19 protein-coding genes are annotated in these 19197 nt (G+C 35.6%); all 19 read left to right on the forward strand.

The genetic code is table 11. The annotated features are described in order from the left end of the window. Window positions 1–178 precede the first annotated feature (178 nt). The 19 genes from pstC (ABS916_RS06510) to galU all read left to right on the forward strand — a co-directional run bounded on the left by pstC (ABS916_RS06510) (window position 179) and on the right by galU (window position 19191). A complete protein-coding gene (gene pstC / locus ABS916_RS06510; protein WP_350451115.1) occupies window positions 179–1039 on the forward strand; it encodes a phosphate ABC transporter permease subunit PstC in 861 nt (286 codons plus the stop codon). A gap of 2 nt (window positions 1040–1041) precedes the next feature. After that, the gene (pstA, locus tag ABS916_RS06515) at window positions 1042–1857 is read left to right on the forward strand and encodes a phosphate ABC transporter permease PstA (protein ID WP_350451116.1); all 816 of its coding nucleotides are present in this window, start codon (window positions 1042–1044) and stop codon (window positions 1855–1857) included. Then, window positions 1857–2609: a phosphate ABC transporter ATP-binding protein PstB gene (gene pstB, locus ABS916_RS06520; RefSeq protein WP_350451117.1), complete on the forward strand. Its 753-nt coding sequence runs from the start codon at window positions 1857–1859 to the stop codon at window positions 2607–2609. Before pstA (ABS916_RS06515) ends, pstB (ABS916_RS06520) begins: the two co-directional genes overlap by 1 nt. A 29-nt stretch (window positions 2610–2638) precedes the next feature. Beyond that, window positions 2639–3304: a phosphate signaling complex protein PhoU gene (gene phoU / locus ABS916_RS06525; RefSeq protein WP_350451118.1), complete on the forward strand. Its 666-nt coding sequence runs from the start codon at window positions 2639–2641 to the stop codon at window positions 3302–3304. A gap of 299 nt (window positions 3305–3603) precedes the next feature. Beyond that, entirely contained in the window at window positions 3604–4467 is an 864-nt protein-coding gene (locus tag ABS916_RS06530) for a phosphate ABC transporter substrate-binding protein PstS family protein (protein ID WP_350451119.1), read from the forward strand. Window positions 4468–4584: 117 nt separating this feature from the next. Next, entirely contained in the window at window positions 4585–5505 is a 921-nt protein-coding gene (gene pstC / locus ABS916_RS06535; RefSeq protein ID WP_350451120.1) for a phosphate ABC transporter permease subunit PstC, read from the forward strand. Further along, complete coding sequence (gene pstA / locus ABS916_RS06540; RefSeq protein ID WP_350451121.1) at window positions 5505–6389, forward strand: phosphate ABC transporter permease PstA; 885 nt, start codon at window positions 5505–5507, stop codon at window positions 6387–6389. The genes pstC (ABS916_RS06535) and pstA (ABS916_RS06540) overlap by 1 nt, the downstream gene beginning before the upstream one ends. A 55-nt stretch (window positions 6390–6444) precedes the next feature. Continuing rightward, entirely contained in the window at window positions 6445–7251 is an 807-nt protein-coding gene (gene pstB, locus ABS916_RS06545; protein WP_350451122.1) for a phosphate ABC transporter ATP-binding protein PstB, read from the forward strand. 11 nt (window positions 7252–7262) lie between these two features. Beyond that, window positions 7263–8027, forward strand: a complete 765-nt coding sequence (pstB, locus tag ABS916_RS06550; protein ID WP_350451123.1) for a phosphate ABC transporter ATP-binding protein PstB — start codon at window positions 7263–7265, stop codon at window positions 8025–8027. Between the two features lie 41 nt (window positions 8028–8068). After that, complete coding sequence (phoU, locus tag ABS916_RS06555) at window positions 8069–8749, forward strand: phosphate signaling complex protein PhoU (RefSeq protein ID WP_350451124.1); 681 nt, start codon at window positions 8069–8071, stop codon at window positions 8747–8749. A 141-nt stretch (window positions 8750–8890) separates the two neighbouring features. Continuing rightward, window positions 8891–9535, forward strand: a complete 645-nt coding sequence (locus tag ABS916_RS06560) for a YfbR-like 5'-deoxynucleotidase (protein ID WP_350451125.1) — start codon at window positions 8891–8893, stop codon at window positions 9533–9535. A gap of 166 nt (window positions 9536–9701) precedes the next feature. Then, a complete protein-coding gene (gene uvrA, locus ABS916_RS06565; RefSeq protein WP_350451126.1) occupies window positions 9702–12554 on the forward strand; it encodes an excinuclease ABC subunit UvrA in 2853 nt (950 codons plus the stop codon). A 283-nt stretch (window positions 12555–12837) separates the two neighbouring features. Continuing rightward, complete coding sequence (gene liaX, locus ABS916_RS06570; RefSeq protein ID WP_350451127.1) at window positions 12838–14433, forward strand: daptomycin-sensing surface protein LiaX; 1596 nt, start codon at window positions 12838–12840, stop codon at window positions 14431–14433. Window positions 14434–14464: 31 nt separating this feature from the next. Beyond that, window positions 14465–14770: a PspC domain-containing protein gene (locus tag ABS916_RS06575; protein ID WP_502880587.1), complete on the forward strand. Its 306-nt coding sequence runs from the start codon at window positions 14465–14467 to the stop codon at window positions 14768–14770. Next, window positions 14770–15120 carry a phage holin family protein gene (locus ABS916_RS06580; protein WP_035021419.1) on the forward strand — a complete coding sequence of 117 codons (351 nt, stop codon included), beginning with the start codon at window positions 14770–14772 and terminating at the stop codon, window positions 15118–15120. Before ABS916_RS06575 ends, ABS916_RS06580 begins: the two co-directional genes overlap by 1 nt. Before the next feature lie 323 nt (window positions 15121–15443). Then, entirely contained in the window at window positions 15444–16379 is a 936-nt protein-coding gene (gene hprK, locus ABS916_RS06585) for an HPr(Ser) kinase/phosphatase (protein ID WP_350451129.1), read from the forward strand. Between the two features lie 16 nt (window positions 16380–16395). Beyond that, window positions 16396–17244: a prolipoprotein diacylglyceryl transferase gene (lgt, locus tag ABS916_RS06590; protein ID WP_350451130.1), complete on the forward strand. Its 849-nt coding sequence runs from the start codon at window positions 16396–16398 to the stop codon at window positions 17242–17244. 15 nt (window positions 17245–17259) lie between these two features. Further along, entirely contained in the window at window positions 17260–18264 is a 1005-nt protein-coding gene (locus ABS916_RS06595; RefSeq protein ID WP_350451131.1) for an NAD(P)H-dependent glycerol-3-phosphate dehydrogenase, read from the forward strand. 45 nt (window positions 18265–18309) lie between these two features. Then, on the forward strand, window positions 18310–19191 hold the full coding sequence (gene galU / locus ABS916_RS06600) for a UTP--glucose-1-phosphate uridylyltransferase GalU (RefSeq protein ID WP_350451132.1): 882 nt from the start codon (window positions 18310–18312) through the stop codon (window positions 19189–19191). The last annotated feature ends 6 nt before the right edge of the window (window positions 19192–19197 follow it).

Here is a 19197-nt window from a genome sequence, read left to right on the forward strand (position 1 = left end):
AGTCAATTGGGAAATTGACAAATGAATCCAGCCTATCAGCTTGTATCCATCAAGATAGGCTGGTTTTTCATATATGGGGATAAAAGTAGGTAAAAAAATTTACAATTATCCATAAATACAATTGAAAAAGAATGTGTTTATGGATGATTTATTCTGTTTTAAGTTAAAGGAGATCAATATGAAGACGAAAAAACTAGATGGATTTATGAAAGGTGTCTTTTTTGTATCTGCACTGACATCAGTCTTAGCTATCATTTTAATCTGTATCTTTATTTTTGCAGGCGGTGTCCCATTCATGGTTGAATATGGAGTTTTTGATTTCTTATTTGGTCAAAAATGGGCACCTTCTAATACCCCTGCCTCATTTGGGATATTGCCAATGATCATGGGATCTTTAGCTGTAACAGCCGGAGCAATCATTGTTGGGGTACCAATTGGAATTTTAACGTCTATCTTTATGGCAAAGTTTTGTCCAGCTTGGTTGTACAAAATTCTAAAGCCGGCTGTTAACTTAATGGCAGCTATTCCTTCTATCGTTTATGGATTCTTTGCATTACAAGCTATTGTACCAATCATGCGTAATCTAGTTGGCGGTACGGGTATGAACATGCTGACAGCTATCATTTTGCTTGGAATCATGATTTTACCAACGATTATCGGGTTGTCAGAATCATCTATACGAGCTGTTCCTGGAAGCTATTATACTGGGAGTATGGCTTTAGGCGCAACGCACGAACGCTCAGTTATGAAAGTAGTTGTACCTGCTGCTAAGTCTGGAATCATTTCCTCAGTTATTTTAGGAATTGGACGTGCAATTGGAGAGACTATGGCTGTCGTTTTAATCGCTGGAAACCAACCCATTATGCCAGAAAGTTTAACATTAGGTGTTCGTACATTAACAACGAACATTGTATTGGAAATGGCCTACGCGAGTGGTTCGCACAGAGAAGCACTTATTGCAACGGCAGTAGTATTGTTTGTGTTTATTTTAATCATTAATGGCACTTTCTTAATCATTAAGAAAAAGGGGGCTAGATAATCATGGCCAGTAAATTAATGAGAGGTTTAATTTATTTAGCAGCAGCCATAACCTTTGGTTCCCTGTTTTACATCGTAGCATTCATTTTAGCCAAAGGGATACCGTATATCACTCCGGAAATGTTTGCTTGGAAATACACAACAGATAATGTTTCATTGATGCCGTCTCTAATTACAACTCTTATTGTAGTGGGTATGACTCTATTGATTGCTACTCCTCTGGGTGTGTTTACAGGGTTTTATTTAGTAGAATATGCTCAAAAAGGAAATAAAGTCGTTGAAGTTATTCGTATTGCAACGGATACTTTAGCAGCTGTTCCGTCAATTGTATATGGTCTTTTTGGAATGTTATTTTTTGTTACTTTCTTAAATTTTCAATATTCCGTTTTAGCAGGTGTGCTAACTTCGGTAATAATGGTTTTACCATTGATTATTCGTTCCACGGAAGAAGCACTGCTATCAGTAAATGACTCTTTACGAGAAGCGAGCTTTGCTTTAGGAGCAGGAAAATTAAGAACCATTTTTAGAGTGATATTACCCGTTTCAATGCCTGGAATTTTATCAGGAGTTATACTTGCAAGCGGACGAGTTGTTGGTGAAACAGCTGCATTATTGTATACGCTCGGAAGCTCAACAAATTTACCAGACAGCTTATTTTCATCAGGAAGAACATTGGCTTTGCACATGTATGTTCTATCAAGTGAAGGAATGCATGTAAATGAATCCTATGCAACAGGAGTTGTTCTGATCTTATTTGTTTTAATTATTAATGGTTTGTCAACATTTTTGAGTAATAGACTGACAAAGGGGACAAAATAATGAGTAAATTAAGTATTAAAAACATGGATTTATTTTATGGTGAGTTTCAAGCCTTGCACAATGTGAATTTAGAAATTCCTAAAAATCAAATTACAGCTTTCATCGGGCCGTCTGGATGTGGCAAATCAACATTGATCAAGAGTTTAAATCGAATGAATGATTTGATTGAGGGTTGTAAGATAGAAGGGTCAATCTTATTAGATGAAGAAAACATCTATAAAAAAGACTTTGATGTCAATGAGTTGCGTAAAAAGGTTGGTATGGTTTTTCAACAACCAAATCCATTTCCGATGAGTATTTACGATAATATTGCTTATGGTCCAAGAACACATGGGATCAAAGATAAAAAAGTATTAGATGCTTTAGTTGAAAAAAGTCTTCGAGGAGCAGCCATTTGGGAAGAAGTAAAAAATGATTTGAAAAAAAATGCGTTGTCTTTATCAGGTGGACAACAACAAAGAATTTGTATTGCACGTGCGTTAGCTGTTGAACCTGAGATCTTACTGATGGATGAACCTACAAGTGCATTAGATCCCATTTCGACTGCTAAAATAGAAGAGTTAGTTACAGTTTTGAAAGAAAATTATACCATTGTAATGGTTACACACAATATGCAACAGGCTTCTCGTGTATCAGATAGAACCGCATTTTTCTTAAATGGAAAAATTGTCGAAACTGGTGAAACAAGAAAAATATTTACAAATCCTCAACAAAAGCAAACAGAAGATTATATCTCAGGACGTTTTGGTTAACCATTTTAATAAGAATTGGAGGAAATGATTTGAGAAAAGTATACGAAGAAGATCTGGAAAATTTACATGTTCATTTTTCGGAGATGGGTATGATGGTTAATGAAGCTGTTTACAAGTCAGTCAAAGCATTTACTAATCATGACAAAGAACTTGCCCAGCAAGTGATCGATAACGATATTATGATCAACGCACGTGAAACTGAATTAGAAAAAAAATGTTTTGAGTTAATTGCATTGCAACAGCCGGTTACAAGTGATTTACGTAAAATAGTAACGGTTATGAAAGCTAGTGCTGATTTAGAAAGAATGGGAGATCACGCAGTAAGTGTGGCAAAAGCTGCTATTCGAGTTAAAGGTACAAAACGTGTTCCGAAAATTGAAGCTGATATAGCAGAGCTTTCAGAGAAAGTAAAAGTAATGGTTGAAGGTGTGCTAGAAGCTTATATCAAGGAAGATGCCAACAAAGCAAAGAATTTATCAACAGCTATTAACGATATTGATCAGGATTTTTATGGCATTTATCAGCAATGTATTGATGAAATGAAAGCAGATCCTGAATTGATTTTAGGGGCGACTGATTACATGTTGGCTGCAAGATATTTAAAGCGTATCGGTGATTATGTTACAAATATCTGTGAATGGATCGTTTATTTAAAAACGGGTAAAGTTGTAGAGTTGAATACCAGTAAACGATAAAAAGAAATAGTTTAAGCTGCTTTCTATAAAAATTAAGTGGATTTAAATTGGAGAGAGATAAAAAATCTCTCATTTGATTTTTTGGCAAGTAAATTAGAGAAGCAAAGAAAAAAAGCGTAGACCAGAGATAAAACTCTAGCTAACGCTTTTTTCTTTGCTCTTTTAATTTAAAAAAGCTAGAATGATAATAAGGTACATTGTGCCTTTACACAAAATTTACAATTACGCTATTTAATTTTTACAATAGTACGTTATTATTAAGAAGTATGTAATTTAGGTAAATACCTAGGAGGTATAAAATGAAATTAATAAATAGTCGATTTCTGTTGATCATTGCATTTGGATTTATTCTAACAGCATGTGGACCTGTAGTAGAAGAAGAATCGATTACTGCAGTTGGGTCATCTGCTTTACAACCCCTTGTAGAAGCTGCTGGCGAACAATTCAGTTCTGAAAATGTTGGGAAATTTATTAACGTTCAAGGCGGAGGTAGTGGAACTGGCTTAAGCCAAATTGCTGCGGATGCAGTAGATATTGGAAATTCAGATATTTTTGCTGAAGAAAAAGATGGCATTGATGCCTCTAAATTAGTTGATCATCGTGTAGCTGTTGTTGGAATCACACCAATTGTGACCCCCGGTACTGGAGTTACTGATATTAGTATACAAGAACTGCAAGACATCTTTACTGGGAAAATTACGAACTGGTCAGAATTAGGCGGTAAGGATTTGCCAATAACGGTTTTGAATCGTGCAGCTGGTAGTGGAACACGTGCTACATTTGAACAATGGGTCTTAGAAGAAGGTCAAAACAGCATTATTACACAAGAGCAAGAATCAAGCGGGACAGTACGTCAAATTGTTGCTAGTACCCCTGGAACAATCAGTTATGTAGCTTTCTCATATGTAAACGATGATGTGGTCGCTTTATCAATAGATGGAGTAGAACCAACAGATGAAAATGTAAAAACAAATGAATGGCCGATTTGGTCTTATGAACACATGTATACGAATGGAGAACCAACTGGTTTAACAAAAGAATTTCTGGATTACATTTTATCGGACGACATTCAAGCTTCATTGATTGGAGCTTTAGGCTATATTCCAACTAGTGAAATGGAAGTTGAACGAGATGTTGAAGGAAATACAGTACCTATAGAGTAGATTACTAATTTAAAATGAATAATGAGATAGAAAAGATAGCATGAAGCTGAAGACGATCTTTCAATATGAAAAACCGTCTTTCAGCTTGTTGTATTTGAGATAAGAGGAGGGCTTCTTTTGGAAGAGATTCAAGCAAGATTACTTGGAAACTCAAAAAAAGGTAGACTGGAAAAATTAGGAAAAACCGTTAGTTTTATTTGTATCGCTATTATCGTACTTGTAGTTGTGTCGATCTTATATTTCGTTACGAGCAAAGGTCTTTCTACTTTCTTTACTGATGGAGTTTCTTTTTGGGACTTTTTAACTGGTTCAGTTTGGAATCCAGGAAATGTTAGTGAAGACGGATTGCCTCTTGTAGGTGCACTTCCAATGATTACAGGGTCATTTTTAGTGACATTGCTTTCGGCAGCACTAGCGACACCATTTGCAATCGGTGCAGCAATTTTTATGACTGAAATTTCACCATCTACCGGGAAAAGAGTTTTACAGCCGGTCGTTGAATTACTAGTAGGTATCCCATCTGTAGTTTACGGATTTATTGGGCTGACTGTCGTTGTTCCTTTTGTTCGTTCTATTTTTGGAGGAACTGGTTTCGGTATTTTATCTGCTACTTTTGTGTTATTTGTTATGATTTTACCTACTGTAACAAGTATGGCAGTGGATGCTTTAAACTCTGTACCAAGACATTACCGTGAAGCTTCTCTTGCTATGGGTGCAACAAGATGGCAAACCATTTATAAAGTTGTTTTAAGAAGCGCAATGCCAGGATTGTTGACAGCTGTTGTTTTTGGAATGGCTCGTGCCTTTGGAGAAGCTCTTGCTGTTCAAATGGTTATTGGTAATGCTGCATTGATGCCTACAAGTTTAATTACTCCGGCTTCAACATTAACAAGTATATTGACCATGAGCATGGGGAATACAGTAATGGGAACATTAGAAAATAATGTTCTTTGGTCACTAGCATTAATTCTAATGGTTATGGCACTATTCTTTAATATCTTAACGCGTTGGATCGGTAAGAAAGGGGCTATAAAATAATGAATGCAAAAAAATGGGATAAATTCGCAGTCGGTGTCTTATATGCTTTATCTATGTTCATCGTTCTTATTTTATTCAGCCTACTAGCCTTTATTTTATGGCGAGGTGTACCACAAATTTCATGGGAGTTTTTAACTCAGCCTGCAAGATCGTTTCAAGTGGGTGGCGGGATAGGAATTCAATTATTCAACTCGTTTTACTTGTTATTTTTGACTATGTTGATTAGTGCACCATTAGCTTTAGGCGCTGCTATTTATTTGTCAGAATATGCAAAACAAAATTGGTTGACGGATATCATCAGAACAGCGATAGAAGTACTGAGTTCATTGCCTTCTATAGTTGTTGGGCTTTTTGGCTTTTTAATCTTTGTTATTCAATTTGATTTTGGCTTTTCGATCCTTTCTGGTGCTCTTGCATTAACGATCTTTAACTTGCCATTGTTAACACGAACAATAGAAGACTCACTGCAAGCCATACCCGGTGTTCAAAGAGAAGCTGGATTAGCTTTAGGATTATCTCGTTGGGAAACAGTTACTCGCATTATTTTACCTGCAGCATTGCCTGGTATTTTAACAGGAATGATTTTAGCGGCAGGACGTATTTTTGGTGAAGCAGCAGCATTGATTTACACAGCTGGACAAAGCGCACCAGCGTTAGATTTTGCCAACTGGAATCCACAATCAATCACAAGTCCATTGAATATTATGAGACCAGCTGAAACATTGGCTGTTCATATCTGGAAGATCAACAGTGAAGGTGTTATGCCCGATGGAGCACAAGTGTCGGCAGGAGCTTCAGCTGTTCTAATCATTGCAGTATTATTATTTAATTTAGTCGCTCGTTACCTAGGAAGAAAACTTCAAAAGAAAGCTACTTCTGCTTAGCAAAAGAACTAAATTGTAGAAGTAAGGATTCAGTTAGATAAGGAGGATTTATGGAATGCCCAATCAAGCTAACTTAGAGACAAATGTTTTAAAAATGGCCCCCGGTACGAAGATCGATTTGTCGACCGAAGATTTACATGTATGGTATGGAGATAATGAAGCAATCAAAGGTGTTTCATTAGAATTTGAAGAAAATAAAATTACCTCGCTTATCGGACCAAGTGGATGTGGAAAATCAACTTACTTGCGTTCTCTAAACCGGATGAATGATGAAATTGAATCGGCTAAAGTAACAGGGAAAATTATGTACGAAGGTATTGATGTAAATGCTTCAAATATCGATGTATATGAAATGCGTAAGAATATTGGAATGGTATTCCAGCGTCCTAATCCATTTAGTAAATCGATTTATGACAATATCGCCTTTGCTTTAAGAAGACATGGAGTCAAAGACAAAAATACGTTAGATGAAGCAGTGGAAACTAGTTTAAAACAAGCTGCTTTATGGGATCAAGTGAAAGATCAATTAAATAAAAGTGCTTTGGCCTTATCTGGAGGACAACAGCAACGTTTATGTATCGCAAGAGCGATTGCTCTTAAACCGAACATTTTACTATTAGATGAACCAGCTAGTGCATTGGATCCAATTTCTACTAGTCAAGTAGAAGAAACGCTACTGCAATTGAAAGAAGATTATTCAATTATTATCGTTACTCACAATATGCAGCAAGCTTCAAGAATCAGTGATTACACAGCTTTCTTTTATGTTGGAAACGTGATTGAGTATGATGAAACGAGAAAAGTTTTTACTCGTCCAAAAATTCAAGCAACAGAAGATTATGTATCTGGTCATTTTGGGTAGGAGGAAAAAGAGTGAGTAATGAAAAATTTATTATTGAATCTAAAGACGTTCATTTATACTATGGAAATAACGAGGCACTAAAGGGTGTTTCGCTGGACTTCAAGCCTAAGGAAATTACAGCATTGATTGGACCAAGTGGTTGCGGAAAATCTACTTTTTTAAGAACTTTAAATCGAATGAATGATTTGATTCCGAATGTGACGATTACTGGTAACGTAAAATTTGAAAATAAAGAAATATACAGTCCTAAAATGGATACTGTTGAATTAAGAAAAAAAGTCGGTATGGTATTTCAACAACCGAATCCTTTTCCATTTTCAATCTATGAAAATGTTGCTTATGGTTTGAAAATTGCAGGAATGAAAGACAAAGCTAAGATAGATGCCATTGTGGAAGAAAGCCTAAAAAAAGCAGCAGTTTGGGAAGATGTGAAAGATAAATTGCATAAAAGTGCTCTTTCACTTTCAGGTGGACAACAACAAAGAGTATGTATCGCACGAGTATTAGCAATTGAACCGTCTGTTATTCTACTGGATGAGCCGACAAGTGCTCTAGATCCTATTTCGAGCGCAAAAATTGAAAATATGTTATTAGAGTTAAAAAAAGATTATACCATGATAATCGTTACCCACAATATGCAACAAGCATCAAGAATATCTGATAATACAGCATTTTTCTTAAATGGACACTTGATTGAACATGGGGAAACAAGACAAATTTTTACAAGTCCTAAACAAAAAGAAACAGAAGACTATATTTCTGGACGTTTTGGGTAATTCATTGCATAATTAAGAAAATGGTATAGGAGTGATGGAAAGTGAGACGAGTATTTGAAGAGGAATTAAATGATTTACACGTTCATTTTTTTGAAATGGGAAAAATGGTTAACGAAGCAATTTATAAATCAGTAAAAGCCTTTGTAAATCATGATAAAGAGCTCGCTCAAGAAGTGATTAACGGAGACTTGGAAATTAACAGACACGAAGTTGAGTTAGAGAAGCAATGTTTTGAAATGATTGCGCTACAACAACCGGTCACAACAGATTTAAGAAAAATTGTCACGGTTATGAAAGCTTGTGCTGACCTTGAAAGAATGGGCGATCACGCAGTTAGTATTGCAAAGTCGACTATTCGAGTAAAAGGAAATAAACGTATCTATGAAGTTGAAGCAGAAATTGCTGAAATGTCTGAAAAAGTAAAAGTTATGGTTCAAGGCGTTTTAGATGCGTACGTTAATTTTGATACAGAAAAAGCTAAACAAATAGCATTGAGTGATCGAGCAGTAGATAAGGATGCAAAAAAAATCCACCACGATTGTATAGAACACATGAAAGTTGATTCAGAAATTGTGTTGGGTGGATCAGATTATATGCTTGTAGCTGGATACCTAGAACGAATTGGGGATTATGTAACAAATATTTCTGAATGGATCGTATACCTGAATTCTGGTAAAGTTGTTGAATTAAATACTCACAATAAAAATAGTCCTATAAGTTAATCAGCAAAAACGACTGGAATAATTATTCCAGTCGTTTTTTTATCTAGTTTAGAATAAGAGATATAGTTGTCAAGGTCTTTTGCTTTCTTAAGTATTCTATGTTAGGATAATAAAAATTTAACAAATGGAGGATGAGGTAAAATGGGGATGCACCAGTATATTAAAAGTTTAAGTGATTTAGAAAACATCTTTCGTTGTCCAGGGAAGTTTAAATATGAAGACCATTCTGTTGCAGCACATTCGTTTAAAGTTACTCAAATTGCACAATTTCTAGGAACTGTAGAAGAACAAGCAGGCAATGAAATCAACTGGAGAGCACTATATGAAAAAGCGCTCAATCATGACTATACAGAACTTTTTATAGGAGATATTAAAACGCCTGTTAAATATGCGACGCCTGAACTAAGAGGAATGTTAGCAGATGTTGAAGATTCAATGACGGAAAACTTCATAAAAAAAGAAATTCCAAAAGAATTCCAAACTGCTTATTTTGAACGATTAAAAGAAGGAAAAGATGAAACTTTAGAAGGTCAAATTTTATCAGTTTCAGACAAAGTTGATCTGCTTTATGAATCTTTTGGGGAAATTCAAAAAGGAAATCCGGAACGAGTTTTTACTGAAATATATGAAGAATCTCTAAAAACGATTTTAGAATTCAGACATTTGGCGAGTACACATTATTTTTTAAAGGAAGTGCTTCCGGACTTGTTAAGTGGGGATTTTACAAATCAAGATCAATTACAAAAAATAACGCAACGAATTGTGAATGATTCATTAAGCGACTAGCAAAAATCTGGGATGAACAAATGTTCGCCAAAAATAATAAAATATGATAAACTAGTAAGATAAAGGTAGGATGCATGTAGCTATCCTATTTTTTGTGTTTTCGTTAAACTATTCTTATAAACTAAAATTAGAAGCGTAAAAAAATAACTAAAAAGGAAGTAAGCAAATGGCACATGATAAAATTACCGTCAAGGGCGCACGTTCACACAATCTAAAAAACATTGATGTAACGATACCAAGAGACAAACTAGTAGTTGTGACCGGATTATCAGGGTCTGGTAAAAGTTCTTTAGCTTTCGATACTTTATATGCTGAAGGACAAAGACGTTATGTTGAAAGTCTTTCAGCTTATGCTCGACAATTTCTTGGTCAGATGGATAAACCAGATGTTGATAGTATAGATGGATTAAGTCCAGCTATCTCGATTGATCAAAAAACAACCAGTAAAAATCCACGCTCTACAGTAGGAACGGTAACGGAGATTAATGACTACTTAAGATTGTTGTATGCTCGTATTGGTCATCCTATTTGTCCAAATGATGGTACGGAGATTTCTAGTCAGTCTGTTGAGCAAATGGTGGACCGTGTCCTAGAATATCCTGAGGGTACAAGAATCCAATTGCTAGCTCCTATAGTTGTTGGAAAAAGAGGTCAGCACAAGAAAGTCTTTGATAAAGTTAAAACTGAAGGCTACGTTCGTGTACGAGTAAACAAAGAAATGTACGATATTACGGATGATATTGAGTTGGAAAAAAATAAAAAGCACGATATTGAAATTGTTATTGATCGAATTGTAGTCAAAGAAGGCATTCGTTCGCGTTTATTCGATTCATTCGAAGCAGCTTTGCGCTTAGCAGAAGGCTATGCGATTGCAGATATCATGGGTCAAGAAGAAGTATTGTTTAGTGAGCATTACGCATGTCCTTACTGTGGGTTCACTGTGGGTGAATTAGAACCTCGATTATTTTCATTTAATGCGCCATTTGGTTCTTGTCCCGATTGTGATGGGCTAGGCGTTAAATTAGAAGTAGATGTTGATTTAGTTGTGCCAGATAAAAGCTTATCGTTAAAAGACGGGGCTATTTTGCCATGGAATCCGATTAGTTCAAATTATTATCCGCAAATGTTGGAACAAGCCTGTAAACATTTTAACATTGATATGACCATTCCATTTGAAGAATTGCCCGAAGAAGAACAAGAATTTGTTTTAAAAGGTTCAAAAGGAGAATTATTCCATTTTCATTATAAAAATGATTTTGGTGGTGTACGTGATGTCGACATCCCATTTGAGGGCGTATTGACGAATATTGAAAGACGGTACCGTGAAACAAGCAGTGATTTTACAAGAGACCAAATGAGGTTGTACATGACGGAATTGGCTTGCCAATCTTGCGGTGGAAAACGATTAAATCCAGAAGCATTATCTGTAAAAGTTGCTGGAAAAGATATTGGGGAAATTTGTGAATATCCGATTGAAAAATCAATGCAATTTTTCGAAGAATTGTCTCTATCTGAGCATGATGTCATTATTGCAAAGCCTATCTTGAAAGAAGTAAACGATCGATTGAGTTTCTTGAAGAATGTTGGGTTGAATTATTTAACCCTAAGCCGAACTGCCGGTACTTTATCTGGGGGAGAAGCACAGCGTATTCGCCTGGCAACTCAGATTGGATCTAATTTGTCGGGTGTTTTATATATACTAGACGAGCCTTCAATAGGGCTGCATCAAAGAGATAACAATCGGCTTATTGAATCATTGCAAAAAATGCGTGATTTAGGAAACACGCTGATTGTTGTTGAACATGATGAAGACACTATGAGAGCTGCCGATTATTTGATTGATATAGGTCCTGGTGCGGGTGAAAAAGGCGGAGAAATCATGGCCATCGGAACACCTGAAGAAGTCGCTAATAATAAGAATTCCTTAACAGGTGCTTACTTATCGGGGAAAAAATTCATACCTGTTCCTAAAGAACGAAGGGCAGAAGATAAAGGTGTCATTCGCGTTAAAGGAGCAGCTGAGAACAACTTAAAAAATGTAAATGTTGATTTTCCGCTAGGCCGTTTTGTAGCTGTTACGGGTGTTTCAGGATCTGGTAAGAGTTCTTTAGTTAATTCTATTTTGAAAAAGACCTTGTCTCGTGATTTAAATCGTTCAAAACAAAAACCTGGGAAATACAAATCGTTAGAAGGTCATAAAGGATTAGAAAAAGTTATTGATATTGACCAAAGTCCAATAGGGCGTACACCTCGAAGCAATCCAGCAACGTATACAAGTGTATTTGATGATATGCGCGACTTATTTGCCCAAACAAATGAAGCTAAAATAAGAGGGTACAAAAAAGGACGGTTTAGCTTTAATGTAAAAGGTGGACGTTGTGAAGCATGTAGAGGAGATGGAATTTTAAAAATAGAAATGCATTTCCTTCCTGATGTTTACGTACCATGTGAAATTTGTCATGGTACACGTTACAATTCAGAAACATTAGAGGTCAGATACAAAGGGAAAAATATCTCTGAAGTTCTGAACATGACAATAGAAGAAGCAGTTGTCTTTTTTGAAAATGTTCCTAAAATTCGCAAAAAATTACAAACAATCATTGATGTTGGACTGGGGTATGTCACTCTAGGACAACCGGCTACCACATTATCAGGTGGGGAAGCGCAACGAATGAAGTTGGCTAGTGAATTACGTAAAAGTTCAAATGGTGATAACTTCTACATCTTAGATGAGCCTACGACAGGATTGCATACAGATGATATTGCACGACTATTAGTTGTGCTAAATCGATTAGTTGAAGCTGGCAACACCGTTTTAGTTATTGAACACAATTTGGATGTGATTAAAACAGCGGACTATGTGATTGATTTAGGACCAGAAGGTGGAGCTGGTGGAGGTACGATCATCGCTACTGGAACTCCAGAGGAAGTTGCTAAGGTCAAGAAAAGTTTTACTGGACAATACCTGAATGAAATCTTGAAAAGAGATAAGAAGCGCGAAAAAATGATGGAAAAATAATTGCTGATTAACAAAAGGATGAATCCAACTGAGATCAATCAGGTGAATTCGTCCTTTTTGACGTATTTCTTTTTTAAATCAAGTTGTTTCATGTTAAACTTAACATGAAAACTGACCTCCTGTTCAGACTATGTAACGATAGTAAAATCGTACTTAAGTCCTATGACAAATTTCCTTAGATGACGCATAATAATGATAACAACAAAGACAGTATACAACTAACTTTTAACATTATCAGGCAAACACTATTAGAGGAATTGAAAATTTTGAGGAGGAAATGACCATGAAACAAAGAGAAAGAATACTCGAACTAGTTAAACAAGGAATCATCTCAACTGACGAAGCCTTAGTTTTACTAGAAAATGCAGCAAAAAAAGAAGGTAAAGAAGCAATTAAAAAAGAACAAGCTCATACGCAAGAGACGCAAGAGCAAGCAGTTACACCACCTAAACCTGAAACACCATTTTTTAATGAAGAAACAGAAACTGATTCAGAGTTTTTAAAATCAGAAGAAGCCGCTCAAGACGAAGCGTTCTCTGCTGAAGAACAAAAAGATCGTGATCAGTTGGAAAAAATATTAGAAAGTTTATCTAATGAAGCATCTTCTTATTCTGTTAAATTAGACGAAAAGAATCTAGAAATTGCTACACTTAAAACTAAACTTAGAATGGTACAAGAGAAATTAATGGTACTTGAAACCAAAGAAGATTTGGATGAATTGCATCCTGAAAAGGCACCTGAAATGAAACAAATGAAAAATGAAATCAATGAGTTAGACATTCAGCTAAAAGATTTGGAAGAAGAAAAAGCTGAATTAGAAAATCAATTGAGAACGGTAAAAAGAAAACAATGGGGTACTCAAAAGAAACAAATTTCAGAAAAATTTGAGATACCAGAAGATTGGAAAGAAACAGCCAATGAAACATTGAATCAAGTAACAGGAAAAGTAGTGGATACTGGAAATCAATTTGGTAAGTTCATGAAAGAAACGTTCTCTACAGTGATGGAAAATATGGACTGGAAAGATGTTAATGTTCGTGTACCTGGTTTAGCTACAACTAAATTTACTCATGAATTTAATTACCCTGAAAGCACAGCATCTATTTTAGATGTAAAAGTTGCAAACGGAAATGTACTATTTAAAAATTGGGACAGCCAAGATATTAAAGTTGAAGCTGACGTTAAAATTTATGGTAAATTAGACACTGCTACACCTTTAGAAGCATTTGAAAAACGGAGCACGGTGGAAGTAACCGATGAAAAAATGGTATTCCACGTTCCAAACAAACGGATACGTTGTGACTTAGTATTTTATCTTCCTGAAAGAGTGTACGATCATACCGCAATCAACCTTTTGAATGGAAATGTAAAATTTGAAGATTTCGAAGGAAAAGATTTCTATGTTAAATGCACAAATGGGAATGTTTTTTTCCAAAATCTAACGGCTACCATGTTGGAAACTGATGGCGTTAATGGTACAGTTACAGTATTAGATAGCACAGTAAGAGATCTAATGGTGAAAAGTGTTAATGGTGGAATCGTTGCACATGGTAAAATTAAGAGTGGAAATCTTTCAACGGTCAATGGTACTGTAAAGGTTACATTAGAAGGTGAAGATTTAACACGTATGGCAGCTTCTTCTGTTAATGGAAGTGTAAAAGTATCTTTTCCTAAACAGTATAGTATAGAAGGAGAAGCAAAAAGTAATTTAGGAACGATCCAAAATAGAGTTGCAAATCTTGAAACGCTTAAAGAAAGAAAAGATCGTACAAGTCAACTTCTAGAGTTTAGAAGAATAGCTGATACGCAACTATTAGTGTTAAAATTAGAAACAACAACAGGTAACATTTTGTTAAAAGAAGCAGATGAATTAGTTTAAACTGTATGATAACTCAGAGAGGTGAATGAAAATGAAAAAATTGACTAAATCAAGAGACAATAAAATGGTGAGCGGTGTCTTAGCTGGTATCGCAGAATATTTTGGATTTGATCCAACAATGCTCCGTATTATTTATGGAGCAGCTACTTTAATCGGAGTCGGTTCGCCGTTTATTCTGTACATCGTGCTAGCTATTGTGATTCCGGAAGCTCCTAGAACGAATAATTCAGAAAATACAGGTGCGTATGGATTCAAACCAGGAAATAATCGACCAGAAAAAAAAGAACCACGTAAAGAAGCTGAGAAAGTTAAAGAGGAAGACTGGAGTGACTTCTAGTGAGATTCTGGCAAAAAATTATTGTTAATGCCTTAATTTTCTTAGCCTTAGCTGGTTTTTTGCAAAATATGTTCTATGTGGAAAGCATATGGGTAGCTTTAGGAGCAAGCCTGGTCTTGGCCATTTTGAATATGGCTGTAAAGCCAATCTTGTTTATCTTATCCTTACCTATAACTCTTTTAACTCTTGGACTGTTCACTATCGTTATTAACGCAGCTATGTTAAGTATGACCGCTGCGATTGTAGGGAGCGGATTTGAATTTTCATCATTTGGAGCAACGATGCTTGTGGCTATCTTGATGTCGCTAGTCAATATGTTATTAAATAGTCAATTAAGACAGCCTAAGTGATTGCGTAACGTAAAAAAGTATATTGAGACCCGGGTTTTCTGACTGGATACCGGGTCTGTTTTTTTTGAACACGTTTTAGAAAAATAATCAGATAGGCATAGGAGATGGAACGTTCGTTTCATTTCCTATGCCTATTTTTTGTTTTTAAAAGAAAATTAAACTTATAGGAATGAGTAATGTTGAAGCTTTTTATTATTTGAATAGGTTTTCTTGCGATTTCCTTTAAACAGAAGGATTAAAATGGTAAAATGAGAATCATGTAGTCGTTTCAAACAATTAAAAATGAAAGTAAAAAAAGATCTTTAAACAGAGGAGAAAAAATTATGACCAAAAGTGTAACTGTAAAACAATTAGTAGACTCTCTGAAGTTAGAAGTACATAACGGGAAGGAATTTCTTGATCGTAAAATTCTAACAGATGATATTTCACGGCCAGGTCTTGAACTTACTGGTTATTTTAATTATTATCCTCAAGAACGTATACAATTATTCGGAAGAACAGAAATTTCATTCTCTGAGCAAATGACCAGTGACGAACGGTTAATTGTGATGCGAAGAATGTGTCAACCAGATACACCTGCTTTTCTTGTTTCAAGAGGCCTGACTCCTCCAAAAGAGTTAGTACAAGCAACAACTGAAAAAAGCATTCCTTTACTCTCATCCCCACAATCAACTACACGTTTATCTAGCAATGTAACAAATTTCTTAGAAGCTGAATTAGCTGAGCGTATTGCTATGCATGGTGTGCTAGTAGACATTTATGGAATGGGCGTTATGATCACTGGAGATAGTGGAGTAGGTAAAAGTGAAACGGCATTGGAATTAATCAAAAGAGGCCACAGACTTGTAGCCGATGACCGCATTGAATTGTATGTGATCGATGATAAAAAAATCGTAGGTGAACCACCTGAAATTTTAAGTCATCTAATGGAGATTCGTGGAATAGGTATCATAGATGTCGTAAATCTATTTGGAGTTGGATCAATCCGTTTAAGTAAAGTCGTTAATTTAGTGGTTAATTTAGAACTTTGGGATAAAGAAAAAACGTATGATCGATTAGGTAGTGGAGAAGAAAAACAGCGTATTTTAAATGTTGACGTTCCTAAAATTTCGATTCCAGTTAGAACGGGACGTAATTTAGCGATCATTATTGAAAGTGCAGCAATGAATACTAGAGCAAAAATCATGGGATACAATGCTACCGAAACATTCGAACGCAATTTAGAAAAATTAATCAAAAAAAATTCAACTGAACAGTAAGATTGGAGATTGAAATATGAGCAATCTGTTAGGAGCAATTAATCCAATTGCCTTTTCATTAGGACCACTTGATGTATATTGGTACGGTATCATTATCGCTGCAGCAATATTTGTAGCAATTTTTTTAAGTACGCGAGAAGCTGAAAAAAGAGGAATTGATGGAGAACATATCGTGGATATGGCTCTTTGGGCGCTCCCGATAGCTTTCATTGGAGCACGTTTGTATTATGTGGTATTTGAATTAGATTACTATCTTCAAAATCCTGGTGAAATCATAGCAATTTGGAATGGCGGTATAGCGATTTATGGTGGCTTGATTGCCGGAGGGTTAACCGTCTACTGGTACACAAAGAAACATGGGATTCCACTTTGGTTAATGTTGGATATTTTAGCACCAAGCGTATTGCTAGCTCAAGCAATTGGACGTTGGGGCAATTTTATGAATCAAGAAGCCCATGGAGGAGAAGTAACGAGATCGTTTTTAGAAAATCTATTTTTGCCTGAATTTATTATCAAGCAAATGGAAATTAATGGCGTGTACTACCAACCTACTTTTTTATATGAGTCTTTATGGAGTTTAGTTGGTTTTGTACTAATTGTTATCTTGCGAAATAAGAAGCATTTATTTAGACAAGGTGAAGTGGCATTGAGTTATGTACTATGGTATTCTCTTGGACGTTTCTTTATTGAAGGTCTTAGAACAGACAGCTTATGGATTTTTGATTTTATTCGTGTGTCGCAAGCTTTATCTGTTGTTTTATTTATAGGAGCACTCAGCCTATGGGTTTACAGAAGAAGAGATTATCCGCCTATTCCGTACTATTTAGATGGGATGAATAAATCAGAAAAGAAACAGCAGAAATAAAGGAGCTTGAGTAAAATGTCAAAGAAAGTAGCCGTTTTAGGAGCTGGTTCTTGGGGAACTGCTTTAGCAATGGTATTAGAAGAAAATGGAAATGATGTTCGCATATGGAGTCATAAAGCAAAACAAGCAGATGAAATCAATCGTAAACACACCAATAAATTTTATCTGCCGTCAGTTGTTTTAGCTGACAGCATTAAAGCAACACATCATATTGAAGAAGCAATCAAAGATGCTGAAGTGATTGTTTTTGTGGTTCCAACCAAAGCCATTCGTGAAGTCGCTAAGAAAGTTGAACCATTTTTAACTAAGTCAACGGTCATTGTTCATGCCAGTAAAGGGCTAGAGCAAGAGAGCCACAAACGTATTTCAGAAATTTTAGAAGAAGAAATTTCCGAAAGCAAACGCCAAGCGGTAGTAGCTTTATCGGGTCCTAGCCATGCGGAAGAAGTTGCACTTAAAGATTTAACAACCATAACTGCAGCTTCAACAAATAAAGACGTGGCTAAAATTGTCCAAGAATTATTTATGAATGATTATTTTAGAATTTATACCAACGATGATATTATCGGTGTTGAATTGGGCGCAGCTTTAAAAAATATTATTGCCGTAGGAGCCGGAGCACTTCAAGGATTAGGTTATGGCGATAATGCAAAGGCTGCTTTAATGACTAGAGGATTAGCTGAGATAAGTCGTTTAGGAGTAGCTTTTGGCGCAGACCCAATTACTTTTCTTGGATTGAGCGGTGTAGGTGATTTAATTGTCACTTGTACAAGTATTCATTCTAGAAACTGGCGAGCTGGTCACATGTTAGGTAAAGGAAACAGTTTGAAAGAAGTCCTTGAAAGTATGGGAATGGTTGTAGAAGGAATTGCAACCACTAAAGCAGCCTATGAGTTAGCTCAGGAAAAAGGGATTGAGATGCCAATCACTGCAGCAATTTACGAAGTATTGTATAATGGAGCTAAAGTGGAAGATATTATCGTCTCATTGATGCAACGAGAAGGAAAATCAGAAGCATAAGGAAAGAAATACCCATTATCTAAATCAATTGGAGGAATAAAAGACATGCAAAAAGTACGTAAAGCAATTATCCCCGCAGCAGGATTAGGAACACGATTTTTACCAGCAACAAAAGCTATGGCTAAAGAAATGCTGCCAATTGTAGACAAACCAACGATTCAGTTTATTGTAGAAGAAGCAATTAATTCAGGTATTGAGGATATTTTAATTGTAACTGGGAAAAGCAAACGCCCTATTGAAGATCACTTTGACTCAAATCCAGAACTGGAAGCTAATCTAAAATCTAAAGGGAAAATGGAACTTTTAGAATTAGTTGAAGAAACAACCGGTTTAAATTTATTTTTTGTTCGTCAATCGTATCCAAAAGGTTTAGGTGATGCAGTCTTACAGGCTAAAGCATTTGTTGGAAATGAACCATTTGTTGTTATGCTTGGAGATGACTTAATGGAAGATGAAGTTCCGCTAACCAAACAACTGATTAACGGATACGACAAAACCCATGCATCAAACATTGCTGTAATGAAAGTACCTCATGAAGAAACCTCTAAATATGGAATCATTGATGTAGAAGGACAAGTAGATGAAACAACCTATAATGTTCGTCGTTTTGTTGAAAAACCAAATCCAGAAGATGCACCAAGTGATTTAGCGATCATTGGACGTTACTTACTAACTCCTGAAATTTTTGATATTTTAGAAACGCAAGAACCAGGTGCTGGAAATGAAATTCAACTAACGGATGCAATCGATACTCTAAATAAAACGCAACGTGTTTTTGCACATGAGTTTAAAGGAACCCGTTATGATGTTGGAGATAAATTTGGTTTCTTGAAAACAAGCATTCAATACGGTTTGAAACATCCAGAGATAAAAGATTCTTTAAATGAATACATTATTGAACTAGGTAAAAAATTAGAAGCTGAATAATCTACA

The organism is Carnobacterium sp. (assembly GCF_040274945.1).
GTDB lineage: Bacteria > Bacillota > Bacilli > Lactobacillales > Carnobacteriaceae > Carnobacterium_B.